Origin of the sequence: uncultured Winogradskyella sp., assembly GCF_963975125.1 — a bacterium.
Classification (GTDB): Bacteria; Bacteroidota; Bacteroidia; order Flavobacteriales; family Flavobacteriaceae; genus Winogradskyella.
On sequence record NZ_CAXBGB010000002.1, the window covers coordinates 1 to 12,864 of the forward strand.

The 12,864-nt window shown below is 32.2% G+C and carries 10 protein-coding genes and 1 tRNA gene; 2 read left to right on the forward strand and 9 right to left on the reverse strand.

What is annotated here, in order from left to right; all coding sequences use genetic code 11:
- From AAC053_RS00385 to trxA, 6 genes are all read right to left on the reverse strand, one after another.
- Nucleotides 1-348, reverse strand: a 348-nt coding sequence (locus tag AAC053_RS00385; protein WP_339751422.1) for a response regulator, incomplete at its 3' end; no start/stop codon positions are given.
- A complete protein-coding gene (locus AAC053_RS00390) occupies nucleotides 341-721 on the reverse strand; it encodes a response regulator (RefSeq protein ID WP_339751425.1) in 381 nt (126 codons plus the stop codon). The genes AAC053_RS00390 and AAC053_RS00385, both read right to left, overlap by 8 nt.
- 74 nt (nucleotides 722-795) lie before the next feature.
- Nucleotides 796-3,462, reverse strand: a complete 2,667-nt coding sequence (locus AAC053_RS00395; RefSeq protein ID WP_339751428.1) for a PAS domain S-box protein — start codon at nucleotides 3,460-3,462, stop codon at nucleotides 796-798.
- Between the two features lie 683 nt (nucleotides 3,463-4,145).
- Nucleotides 4,146-4,219 (reverse strand) — tRNA-Asp (locus AAC053_RS00400).
- A 76-nt stretch (nucleotides 4,220-4,295) separates the two neighbouring features.
- Nucleotides 4,296-5,225, reverse strand: coding sequence for a DUF58 domain-containing protein (locus AAC053_RS00405; RefSeq protein ID WP_339751430.1), 930 nt, complete (start codon nucleotides 5,223-5,225; stop codon nucleotides 4,296-4,298).
- 231 nt (nucleotides 5,226-5,456) lie between these two features.
- A complete protein-coding gene (gene trxA, locus AAC053_RS00410) occupies nucleotides 5,457-5,774 on the reverse strand; it encodes a thioredoxin (protein ID WP_339751433.1) in 318 nt (105 codons plus the stop codon).
- Nucleotides 5,775-6,084: 310 nt separating this feature from the next.
- Here trxA and AAC053_RS00415 point away from each other — a divergent pair, with 310 nt between their 5' ends.
- Nucleotides 6,085-6,516: an SRPBCC domain-containing protein gene (locus AAC053_RS00415; RefSeq protein ID WP_339751435.1), complete on the forward strand. Its 432-nt coding sequence runs from the start codon at nucleotides 6,085-6,087 to the stop codon at nucleotides 6,514-6,516.
- A complete protein-coding gene (locus AAC053_RS00420) occupies nucleotides 6,506-6,832 on the forward strand; it encodes a metalloregulator ArsR/SmtB family transcription factor (RefSeq protein ID WP_339751438.1) in 327 nt (108 codons plus the stop codon). Before AAC053_RS00415 ends, AAC053_RS00420 begins: the two co-directional genes overlap by 11 nt.
- Before the next feature lie 49 nt (nucleotides 6,833-6,881).
- On the opposite strand, the gene AAC053_RS00425 is transcribed toward AAC053_RS00420, so the two are convergent.
- The 3 genes from AAC053_RS00425 to dnaE form a co-directional block, all read right to left on the reverse strand.
- The gene (locus tag AAC053_RS00425) at nucleotides 6,882-7,238 is read right to left on the reverse strand and encodes a hypothetical protein (RefSeq protein ID WP_339751441.1); all 357 of its coding nucleotides are present in this window, start codon (nucleotides 7,236-7,238) and stop codon (nucleotides 6,882-6,884) included.
- Between the two features lie 302 nt (nucleotides 7,239-7,540).
- A complete protein-coding gene (locus AAC053_RS00430; RefSeq protein WP_339751443.1) occupies nucleotides 7,541-8,320 on the reverse strand; it encodes a hypothetical protein in 780 nt (259 codons plus the stop codon).
- A gap of 69 nt (nucleotides 8,321-8,389) precedes the next feature.
- Complete coding sequence (gene dnaE, locus AAC053_RS00435; protein ID WP_339751446.1) at nucleotides 8,390-12,775, reverse strand: DNA polymerase III subunit alpha; 4,386 nt, start codon at nucleotides 12,773-12,775, stop codon at nucleotides 8,390-8,392.
- Nucleotides 12,776-12,864: the final 89 nt, after the last annotated feature.

The window sequence follows — 12,864 nt, forward strand, 5'->3', positions numbered from 1 at the left end:
TATTAACTCATCATGATCAATTGGTTTTCTTAAAAACTGAGCGGCTCCTAGTTTTAAGGCAAAGTCTTCATCTAATTTCTCTGTATATGTTGAGGTATAAAAAACAAATGGAATATGTTCAAATAATTTTTCCTCTTTGCAGGCTTGACAAAACATAAACCCATCCATAATAGGCATTAAAATATCTGATATAATAAGATCTACATTGTTGTTCTCGTATAGTTTGTTGAGCCCTTCACTACCATCATTAGCTTCAATAACATGATACCCTTCTTCTTCAAGAATTACTTTAAGTAGGTATAAGTTTTCAAACGTATCATCTACTATTAAAATAGTTTTTTTAATCATTTTTCTTTTCATTAATAATGCTTCTCATTTGATTAACAAAAGTTTCAGGATCTATTGGTTTCTCCAAATAGCCATCTGCACCAGCCTCTAATGCTTTTTCTTTATCTCCACCCATGGCGTATGAGGTCACGGCAATAATTGTTGTGCTTTTAGGCAAGCCATTGTGACTTAATTTATTACATATTTCGTAACCATCCATATCTGGTAATTGAATATCTATTAATATAATTTCTGGATGATTATCATGTGCCATCTTTAAGCCCTCTTTTCCATTATATGCTTTAATTATATTATAATTATTTTGACTCAATAAATAAGATAACATATACATGTTTTGTTCATTATCTTCAATTATTAATATAGTTTGTTTCATAGGTATTCAATGGTGTTGAGTTATGTATTAAATATAATAAAATGTTCTCATAAAATTTATTACTTTTTTATAAGCTATTTATTATCAACTTGTTCTAGCGGTAAATTAAATGTAAAATTGCTTCCTACACCTATTTTACTTGTTACTGTAATTGTTCCTCCTAATTTTTCTATTAAATTTTTACAAATTGATAATCCTAGGCCTGTACCATCATGCTTTCTACTTAATCCATTATGTAATTGTATAAAAGGCATAAATAACTTATTTAGGTCTTTTTTACTTACACCAATACCTTGATCGATAATTTGAGTTGTTAGCACATTATTATTACGATCTACTTTTACCAATATAGTGCCGTGATTTGAAAATTTGATAGCGTTTGAAATTAAATTTAATAATACTTGTTCTACTCTTCTTTCATCACTATTTAATATCACTTTTGTTGCAGAATACTCCAAACTTATTTGAAGTCCCTTTTTAATTGCTTGAGGTGACAAAAACTCTATTGTTTTTTCTAATGTAGTTAAGTAACTAAACGGAGACTTAGATACTTTTAATTTACCAGCTTCAATTTTAGAGATATCTAAAACGTCGTTAATTAATCCTAATAAATGTTGCCCACTATTTTTAACCATAGATAGTTGTTTTTTCTGTTCTTCATTTATAGGCCCTGCAAACTCTTTTAAAAGAATACCAGTAAAACCAATGATTGAATTCATGGGTGTTCTTAATTCGTGTGACATGGTTGCTAAAAACGCAGATTTCATTAAATCTGCAGATTGTGCTCTTATGGTCTCTTTTGCTAATTGGTTTGTTCTTAATTCTACCAATTCTTCGAGATGGTTTTTATATTTTGTGATTTCATCTTCTGTTTTTTTACGTTCAGTAATATCTCTTATAATTCCAATTAAATACGTATTGGCATCGTCATCAATAAATCTGGTTTTTTTAGTAGAAATTATTCGCGTTTCTTCTCCTCTAACTGTAAGGCTCTCTTCATTGATGTTTTCGACACCTGTAGATAGCACCTGTTTATCAATCCTTAAAAAACTTTCCCGCTCTTCTGGTGTTACATCTTCAGCAAGTGTTTTGCCAATTACATCTGCTCTTGTAAGATTAAATATTTTACAAAAAGCTTCATTTACTAAGAGTAATCTGCTCTGGTCGTCTTTTACAAATATTGGGTCTCCAACATTATTTATGATATTATCGAGATACTTTTCACTTTTTATTAAAAGCGATTCGGCAGCCTTACGTTTTGTAATATTTGTTGCTACAACACCTAAAGCTAAAGGTTTATTAGAAATACTATCTTTTATTAAAAAACCCGACATTTCTATGGGGATTAAACCGCCAGTTTTTAAATTTTTAAATTGTGCCTCGCCATTCCATTTGCCTTTATTAAAAATATTAGGCATGTGTACATTTACTATAGTATCGAGATAATCTTCTGGAAAAAAACCGGCTATATTAGTAGGTAATTCTTCATCGACCTCTAAACCTACCATTTTATTTCCCAATGCATTTAAATAAATAGGTTTGCCTTCTAAGGATGCTAACCCAATAAAATCGTCACTAGTCTCAATTAAAGAAAGTAACATTTGATTGTTTTTTTCTGCTTCTTTCCTTTCGGTAATGTCTGTGAAATAAATAGTTAAGCCATCTGAAGATGGGTAAATTCTATTTTCAAACCATTTGCCAAACGGCTCATAATACTCTATAAAATATTGCGTTTTTTGCGTTTCTACTGCTTTATAATATACGTTATAAAAAGGAAGTCCAACACCTTCTGGGAATTCGGTCCAAATGTGTTTTCCAATTAAACTTTCTGGTGCTCTTCCTAAAAATTCACCTGCTTTAATATTTACATACGTATAGCACCAATTTGTATCTAAAGACACAAAACCATCAGAAATATTATTTAATGTAGCTTCTAATTGAGAAACTAATTTTTTCTCTACTTGCTCTTTTCTAATTTTAAGGTTTTTATATTTCACTCTATATCTAAGTATAGAAAAAATATCCTTGTTTTGATTTGCAATAAAACTTATACCTTTTTTCTCTTTATCTATATGTTTTAGATAAATATAAAGTATTAACGAAAAAATAAAAGTTGCAAGAGTTTTTCCAATAATATGCCCTATTAATGCCGTAATAAACTCAGGATCATTATATTTAAGTATTAAATTAAAAACTAAAGAATCGAAAATTAAAACCGATTCTAGTGATAAAAAAAGAATTAAAAAGAAATATAGCTTTTTTATTTTAGTGATTAAAAATTGATATAAAATAACCAGTAAAATAAAGTCTAATAATAAGATTAAAGTCCCTGTAATAAAATATTTATAGTCTATACTAAAAATAGGTTTTGTTGAATTTTCATTGATTAGCTCTAAAAAACTTCCTTGTAAATATGCAATTCCAGAAAAAACAGATAATAAAAAATTTGAAATTATTATTCCAACAATGAGCGTTCTTGCACTTGCAACACCTTCTTTAATATAAATTAATAATACGGCAAACAATACCCCAGAAAAGATAATTATTGGGCTTGGGTAAATTGTATATTCACCTAAAATTTCAAAACTTATAAAAGTGTTAGAAAAAGCTTGAAGATATTGTATGGCACCAAGTAAAATATACAAAGGAGCTAAACCTAATTTTGATCTAAATCTAAATAATAGCAGAATACTTGCCGAAAGAAATAAAAACTCAATTAGTATAGTAGTATATATATTCATGCGTTAATATAAATTGTTTTCAAATACATACTTTTCTTAAAATAAAAGCTAAATATTTAATGCTTTGCTTATAACAAAAAACAAATTTTGCGTTCAAAACCTTTAAGATAATTCAAAAAGACATCAGTAACAAATTTTAAAAAAAAAGAATAGAATCTTAGTCAACAAAAAAGTTCACACAGATTAATAAAAGTTTTAAAAAACAGCTCTTTTTTTTAAGAGGCTTTGCTTTGTACTGCATATAAATGTCTTCCACATTAAAATTGGTTTTATTAACCTGTAGAAATAAAAAAGCCTGACTAAGTTTTGTCTTAATCAGACTTAATAGTGTATTATTATAACGATGCCTCTATGTGGCAATTCAATACATTGTTACAGCCTATTACAGTTATCAGGTTCAGAAAATAATTTTGCAGAATCTCTTTTTTCTTTTTAAGGTATGTTAATCTTCCTTAATTAAGACACCTTATTTTGAAGAATTAACGATTTAATAAGACTGCTGTTGTCCTAAAACAAAAAAGCATCCCAATCTTCTTATTCAGAAAAAAGGAAAGCCTTTCATTGGAATATCAAAGAAACTTTGATATTACTACGTCTCAGATTTTACTCTGAGCACAACACAACATTTTACCATTGCTTCAAAAAAAGCCTCAATTTCTTGAAGCTTCTTTTTGCAATTTTAGCGGTCTGGACGGGACTCGAACCCGCGACCTTCGCCGTGACAGGGCGACATTCTAACCAACTGAACTACCAGACCGTTGCATAATTGCGAGGGCAAATATACATTGCATTTTTAATTCCGCAAACTAAATTTAGAAAAATTAGAGATTTATTTATACAAATTTTTGGCGCTCTATCATATACGTTGTTAGTATCTGATTAAAACCGGCATTAATGTCAGCTTCTACATACTTTATTTTATATTGTCCACACTTTAATCTTAAGTTATTAAAGTACGCTTTTACAGCTTTTTCGTAGTTATCTTTAATGTTATCCGCATACAAATTAATGTACTCACCTGTTTCAACATCTATAAAACGCTTCGGTCTGTTATCAAAATCAAACGTGAGTTCTTTTGCTTTATCAAATACATGAAATAAAACAACCTCATGTTTATTATGTTTTAAATGTCTCAGTGCTTCAAATAGCTTTTCATCATCCTCAGAAGTTTGAAACATATCTGTAAACAAAAAAATCAAAGATCTTCTATGAACCTTTTCAGCAATTTGATGCAAGTACCTATACGTTTCTGTAGTTTTAGATTCTGGTTTAGCGACAACTGCCTCACTCAATTTATTAAGTAACATGTGGTGATGACGCTCACTTCCTTTTTCGGGTGAGTAAAAATCATAAGTATCACTATAAATACTCAAACCAACAGCATCACGTTGTTTCTTTAATATATGCATCAATGATGCACTTGCTAAAGCCGAAAACGCAATCTTATTAAGATTTGTAATACTAGTACCAGTAGATTCAGGATAATGCATAGAACTGCTATTATCTACAATGAGATGACATCTTAGATTGGTTTCCTCATCATAACGTTTCGTATATAATCGATCTGTCTTAGCAAACAGTTTCCAATCAATATGTTTTGTGCTTTCTCCTTGATTATAAATTTTATGTTCAGCAAACTCAGCAGAAAATCCATGAAACGGACTTTTATGCATACCAGCAATAAAACCTTCAACCACCTGCTTAGCTAGTAATTCTAGGTTTTTAAAACCGCCTGCTTTATTAAGTTCTAACTGTAATTCCATGAGTTACCGAAACTAAAAAAGGTTTGCCGTATAGGCAAACCTTTTATCATTTCTTTTAGAATTTGTTTAAACTTTATAGATTTTAGCGAAAATCAGTAATTTTTTGACCAATTGAAATCTTTTTTGAGTTGCATAGCTTTGCTACGGAAGGAAAAAAAAGGTGAAAAGTGGGTGAAAAAGTATGCTTTTTCAGCGAATTTATAAGGTTTAAATAAGTTCTATGAGTATTATCTATAAAAGTGCGTCGATAGCATCAGAATAAGCTTTCTTAGGAGCTACTCCTACTTGGCGACCTACTACTTCTCCATCTTTAAAAACTAAAACCGTTGGGATGTTTCGAACACCATATTTAGCTGCAAATTCTTGGTTTGCATCTACATCTACTTTACCTACAACAGCTTTTCCTTCGTACTCTGTGCTAATCTCATCAATGATTGGTCCAACCATACGACAAGGTCCACACCAAGCTGCCCAAAAGTCAACTACTACTGGTTTATCACTCTTTAATACTGTTTCTTCAAATGTTGCATCTGTTATTTCTAATGCCATAATATTTATTTTTAATTGTATTCTACTTCTGTTTAATACACAAAATTAGTCAAAAATTTTGCCAAACCTTACATTGGCAGTATTTGATTTGATTATAACACCATTCGCGAAATATATATTCGTTTTTTGGGCGCAACCAAAGGGTCAGGCTGTCCATTATATCTTTTTTGCTTTTAATGACAAAAAAGGATGCCATTTCCATCCTTTGCGCAAGCTGAAATCTAATTAGGCAGCTTTTTAGTTGCACATTAAATATATTTACGTAATTTAGCAACCACAAAGTTGCGTATAAATTTATAAAACGAACATTATGAACAAAACAATCACAAAAGAAAAGGTATTTAATCATCCAATAGATCAAATCTGGAATGCCATTACAAAAGCCGAAGAAATTTCAACTTGGTTTATTAAAGCAGATTTTAAAGCCGAAAAAGGATTCAACTACACTTTTAAGTCAGAGCCTAACGAAAAAGGATGTACAGTAATAAGTGGAACCGTAAAAGAAGCCAGTCCTTATGTATTAGTTTATACTTGGATTGTTGCCGATACAAAAGTAGAAACAACCGTTACTTGGACATTAGAAGACCTAGGTAATTCTACAAAACTATCTTTAGAACATTCTGGTATCGAAAACTATGCTGGCGAAACTGCCATTGCCATGTTCGAAAGTTTTAACGGAGGTTGGGATAATTGCATTAATGGTTTAACTAACTATTTAAAAGAAGAAGTTAATGCAAGATAATATCACCAAACTATTTAAAGCCATTGCAGATCCTACAAGGCGTGATATTTTTCACGCCTTAGTGATTGCAACCTCAGCATTGTCTATTACTCAAATCTCAAATCAGTTTGAAATGACCAGACAAGGTGTAACCAAACACATTAAGATATTAAATGATGCTGGGCTGGTAAAAATGGACGAACAAGGCCGAAATCGTTTCTGCTTTGCAGATCCAAAACCTTTAAAGGAAGTCAACAAATGGATGCAATTTTATTCTCAGTTTTGGGATGATTCTTTGGATAATTTAGGTGACTATTTGGATGGTAAGAAGGTTTAATTTTTAATAATTTAAGAATTGCCTTTTAACGTTGTTATACAAGGTATAATTAAGCAATTATATACTCTTTGTAAGCCTTCTTTTCTTTATAAATATTTTGATATTTAATTTGGATTCTTACTGTTTTTAAAAACTCTTCAAGAGAGCTTTTAATAATATTTGTTCTAAAATGGCAGTTTATTACGTTCATTTCTTTTCCAGCACTTAATGGAATAATACTAAAAGTATGTAATACAGATGCTTGTTTAATTTGATTATTTGATCCAAATTTTTCTTTGATCATTTCATCAAATTCAATAGCATCTATTGAAGTATCATCTATTCTAAATTTTATTGATTTAATTACTGCTGGACCAAAACCCTCATTTAAAACATTTATGCTTAAAATAAGCTCATTATTGCACAAATGGATAATACTATTTCGATAATATTTGTGTCTTCAGTTCCGATGATAATTGTGAGATACATTTACTTTTTTATTTAATTAACCTTATCCATAATAATGTGTACAATGGTCACGTATATGAAAAGTAGGGCTGAGAAATGGCATTAGTTTTTCGGATTATACACAAGCCGAATTTTTAAATTTTACTAATTATTTTATTTTTAGAAATTTGTCAAATTTAAAATTTGACGACTTTCCAAAATGCACAAACCTTCGTGTTAGCAAATGCTTGCGTTATTTTTTATGTACTTTGTTTCACACAGTTATTTATCCCGTTTTTTGATTATTCGCAATAATGCGTGTATCGTTGATAAATAATGGTAAAACATCCAACTATGCCAAATTGCTTTATCATAATTAGATTTCTGTTTGTCGTTGTGGTGTCGAATACCATAATTATTTGCAATATTAAATAAGTCCGATTCGTCCTTACTTTCCAGAAACTCTTTTGCTTTTGGTCTTAAAAACTCAAGAACATCTACAAGGTCACGAATAGCTTCTTGTCTATCTTCCATTGTAGATTTGTATCTTCTAAACTTTAATACAGCCTTATTAATTTTACTCTCAATGTTTTCGCTATCATTTGTCGGAACATCTGCATCAAAAAGATGAGATAGACCAGAATCTGCAAGTTGTAAAATCTCTCCTTCGTCTGATATTTCAAATCCACCTGCAAAATCTTTCAGAATTGGGTTTATTTGAGAACGAAAATACTGTTGACCTTCTTTATCATTGAATTCTTCGTAGTGATAACCACAACCATTGTGCTGATGATAATAACCGTCAATTGGCTTTGAGCAGTAATCGTAAAGAAATTCCAAAACGTCAAAAAAATCGTCCTCGCTATAATTCTCAATTTTGGAATGTACTGGATAAAGGTTTTCTTTTTTGAGATGTATGAAAAGTACAGAGTCCAAATCAATACCTAATTCTCCAGCGACTTCTCCTTGATCTTCACAATAATATCCGAAATATCTTTGGTAGTATCCGTCGTCTTCAAGTTTTCGATAAATAATAAGAAATAGGTTTTTTAAAATTTTCAAGTCGATTATTTCATTCGGCTTGATTTTTCCAGTACGTACCGAATAATAATCTCTTTTATTCATATTTAGTTAATTCAACTTATACCTAACATCCTGCGCTTTCAAGCCATCCAAAAGCTCCTGAGAAATTTTAACCTTATTTTTTCGACTAGGCATTTGCACTTTTAGTTTTTCCTTATTGTCATAAACCACAAAATTCAGTGTATTACTACCTTCATGGATTCGTAATAAATCATATAACGCAGAAATTTTACCTTCAGCTAAAGTATCTATATTCAATTGTATCGATAATTTTTTAGCATAAGTATCCATAACATCGTGCAACAACTGAAAACTATTAAACTGAATTCTAGGATCACCTTTTTTACCTGTATCTCTATTTACCCAACCTTCTTTAACAAAGGCTCTGACGTAAACAAAAGAATTGATGACAAAGAAGTGTCTAAACTTTAAATAGTCTTCTCCAAAGATTCTAAACTCGTGGCTGTCTGTATAATCTTCTACAGTAAATAATGCCCAACCTTTACCTTGTTTACTCACACGATGCTGTACATCTGTAACCACACCACCAAAAGTAACTTCTCTATTCAGCACCTTTTCTAAATCACTAAAATCTGAAATTGTACCATTACAAAACGTCTTCATTTCAATTTTAAAATCATCTAATGGATGACCAGAAATATAAATACCAACGACTTCTTTTTCTCTCGACAACTTTTCCATAGTTCCCCAATCTTCGCATGGAGGCACTAGTGGTTCTGCAATCTGCACATCGCTTGCTGCGCCAAATAAACTGACTTGAGCCGAATTTTCATTCTCTTGGTGTTTGGCACCATACTTAACGGCTTTTTCTAAAAATGTAATACCATCTCCATCGTGTGCAAAGTATTGTGCTCTGTGTGTATCTGACCAACAATCAAAACCTCCAGCATTTGCAAGTCCTTCGAATGCTTTTTTATTAGCCGCACGCAAATCTATACGCTTAGCAAAGTCAAAAATAGATTTATAATTTCCGTCTTCTTTTCGACCTTCAACAATCGTTTTTACAGCTCCGTGACCAACACCTTTTATAGCTCCCATTCCGAAACGTACAGCATTGTCTTTATTTACCGAAAACTTGTAATAACTCTCATTAACATCTGGACCTAAAACTGGCAAACGCATACGCTTACATTCTTCCATAAAGAAGGTCACAGATTTAATATCATTCATATTATTAGAAAGCACCGCAGCCATATATTCTGCTGGATAATGTGCTTTTAAGTATGCCGTTTGGTAGGCAATCCAAGCATAACACGTAGAGTGTGATTTATTAAAGGCATAACTTGCAAAAGCTTCCCAATCCTTCCAAATTTTTTCTAGTTTCTCCTTGTCTAATCCTTTTGCACCAGCTTGCTCAATAAATTTAGGCTTCATCTTATCTAAAACCGCAATCTGTTTTTTACCCATGGCTTTTCTCAAAACATCGGCTTCACCTTTTGTAAAATCTGCTAACTTCTGAGACAAAAGCATTACTTGCTCTTGGTAAACGGTAATCCCATAAGTCTCCTTAAGGTATTCTTCCATTTCTGGTAAATCATACACAATCTCTTCATCACCATGTTTACGGCTAATAAAACTTGGTATATATTCCATAGGACCAGGACGATACAAGGCATTCATGGCAATTAAATCATCGAAAACCGTAGGTTTAAGATTCTTCATGTGCTTTTGCATTCCTGGAGATTCATACTGAAAAACGCCTACTGTTTCTCCTTTTTGAAACAACTCATACGTTTTCTCATCATCTAAAGGAAAGTTTTCTGGATCGAGAAGTATATCATGCTTAGCCTTTACAATCTTAACCGTATCCTTAATTAAGGTTAAAGTTTTTAGTCCCAAGAAATCCATCTTCAATAAACCTGCATCTTCAACTACAGAGTTATCAAATTGGGTAACGTATAAATCGGAATCCTTAGCTAAAGCTACAGGCACATAATTGGTAATATCTCCAGGTGTAATAATCACTCCACAAGCGTGAATTCCTGTATTACGAACCGAGCCTTCTAAAATTCGTGCTTGATTAATCGTTTCAGCCTGTAAATCTTCACCATCAGAAATATTTAAAAGCTCATTCACTTTCTCTAAATCTTCAGCACGAAACTTTTTAGCCAGCTCTTTTTCAGACAATCCAAAAATCTTTCCGAGTTTAGACATCAAGGGAATTAACTTCGCAATACGATCAGCTTCATTTAAAGGTAGATCCAAAACTCTGGCTGTATCTCTAATCGATGATTTTGCAGCCATTGTTCCGTAAGTGATAATCTGCGCTACTTGATTAGAACCATATTTATTAATCACATAATCCATAACACGACCACGACCTTCATCATCAAAATCGATATCGATATCTGGCATACTCACACGATCTGGATTTAAGAAACGCTCAAAAAGTAAGTCGTACTTAATTGGATCTATATTAGTAATCCATAAACAATAAGCAACCACAGAACCAGCAGCAGAACCACGACCAGGTCCAACAGACACATCCATTTTTCTAGCTTCTCTAATAAAATCTTCAACGATTAAAAAGTATCCAGGATAGCCAGTATTTTCAATAACACTCAATTCAAAATCGAGTCGTTCTTTTAGTTCTGGAGTGATGTCTCCATAGCGTTTCTCAGCTCCTTTAAAAGTCAAATGTTTTAGAAATGCGTTCTCACCACGCTTGCCTCCATCCGCTTCATCTTCTACTTTTTTGAATTCCTCAGGAATATCAAAAGCTGGTAATAATACATCGCGAGCTAATTCATAAGGCTCTATCTTATCAACAACCTCTTGAATATTTACAATCGCTTCAGGTACATCCTCAAACAAAGCCTTCATCTCTTCCGAAGACTTAAAATAATATTCTTGGTTGGGTAAACCGTAACGATATCCACGTCCACGTCCAATTGGAGTCGCTTGTTTTTCACCATCCTTTACACAGAGCAAAATATCGTGTGCGTTCGCATTTTCTTGTTCAACATAGTAGGTGTTATTTGTAGCTACCAACTTCACATCATGCTTTTTTGCAAACTGAATCAATACTGGATTCACACGATTTTCGTCCTCTTGATCGTGTCGCATTAACTCAATATACAAGTCGTCAGCAAAGGTTTCTTTCCACCATAGCAAGGCTTCTTCTGCCTGATTTTCACCAATATTTAGAACTTTACTTGGCACTTCGCCATATAAGTTTCCTGTTAAGCAAATAAGATCTTCTTTGTAGTGTTCAATAAGTTTTCTATCAATTCTTGGCAGATAGTAAAAGCCTTCAGTAAAAGCTGCAGAAGATAGTTTTGCTAAATTATGATAACCTTTCTTTGTCTTTGCAAGAAGCACAATTTGGTAACCATTATCCTTTCTGGTTTTGTCTGTATGATTTTCGCAAACAAAAAATTCACAACCAATAATCGGTTTAATAATTTTACCTTTCTTTTCCTCTCCGCTTTCTTCTGCTTCAGCATGTTGTGCCTTAACTCCTTTGTTATGATTACCTACTGCGCTCACAAAATGAAATGCTCCCATCATGTTTCCATGATCCGTCAATGCAACGGCTGACATATCTTGATTAGCAGCTGCAGCTACTAAATCTTTAATACTTATAGTAGATTGAAGTATTGAAAACTGCGAGTGGTTATGTAAATGAACAAAATCAACATCAGCCAATTGGGAAGCTGCTTCTTTATTTGTTCCTGTCGTAACAGCTTCTGCTTGTTCCTTTTGTAGTCTTGCATTAATCTTAGCACTTGCTTTCTTAAGGTTAATATGTTTTAGACCAATAAGTTGAACTTCAGCAGGATTTTTTTGAGTGAAATTTTCAAAATAATCTGGCTGAACATCTAACTGTTCTTTGGTGTATTGTTTTCGTCTTATTAATTCTAAAAAACAACGCGTCGTAGCTTCAACATCTGCTGTAGCATTATGTGCTTCACCAAAAGGTTTATTAAATAAAAATTGGTGTAACTCTGTTAATGTTGGTAATTTGAATTTTCCGTAACGCCCACCAGGAAGTTGACATAAACTTGCTGTATGTTCTGTACAGGTATCTAAAACAGGAAGTTCTTGTAATTGGTTAACGACATCTTTGCGCACAAACTCGGCTCCCATAATATTCAAATCGAACTTCACATTTTGTCCGACTACAAATTTGGTCTTTGATAATGCGATATTAAATTTTTCTAATACTTCTGAAAGAGATACACCTTGTTCTTGTGCTAATTCTGTAGAAATGCCATGAATTTTTTCAGCATCATAGGGAATATTGAAGCCTTCTGGCTTTACCAAATAATCTTGATGCTCAATGCAATTACCCATTGCATCATGCAGTTGCCAAGCAATTTGAATACATCTTGGCCAATTATCTGTATCAGTTATTGGTGCGTCCCAACGTTTTGGTAAACCTGTGGTTTCGGTATCGAATATTAAATACATAAAGTCCTTTTGGTGTAAAAAATAAGAGCCTTAAAATTAAGAAATAAAGGCACTTTAATAAAATGAAGTTATAAACATTTGTAAACAAA

What these genes read in the sequence shown, in the direction of transcription:
- AAC053_RS00390 (WP_339751425.1), bottom strand. Translation starts at nt 721, where the DNA reads ATGAAACAAACTATATTAATAATTGAAGATAATGAACAAAACATGTAT.
- AAC053_RS00395 (WP_339751428.1), bottom strand. Translation starts at nt 3,462, where the DNA reads ATGAATATATATACTACTATACTAATTGAGTTTTTATTTCTTTCGGCA.
- AAC053_RS00405 (WP_339751430.1), bottom strand. Translation starts at nt 5,225, where the DNA reads ATGGAATTACAGTTAGAACTTAATAAAGCAGGCGGTTTTAAAAACCTA.
- trxA (WP_339751433.1), bottom strand. Translation starts at nt 5,774, where the DNA reads ATGGCATTAGAAATAACAGATGCAACATTTGAAGAAACAGTATTAAAG.
- AAC053_RS00415 (WP_339751435.1), top strand. Translation starts at nt 6,085, where the DNA reads ATGAACAAAACAATCACAAAAGAAAAGGTATTTAATCATCCAATAGAT.
- AAC053_RS00420 (WP_339751438.1), top strand. Translation starts at nt 6,506, where the DNA reads ATGCAAGATAATATCACCAAACTATTTAAAGCCATTGCAGATCCTACA.
- dnaE (WP_339751446.1), bottom strand. Translation starts at nt 12,775, where the DNA reads ATGTATTTAATATTCGATACCGAAACCACAGGTTTACCAAAACGTTGG.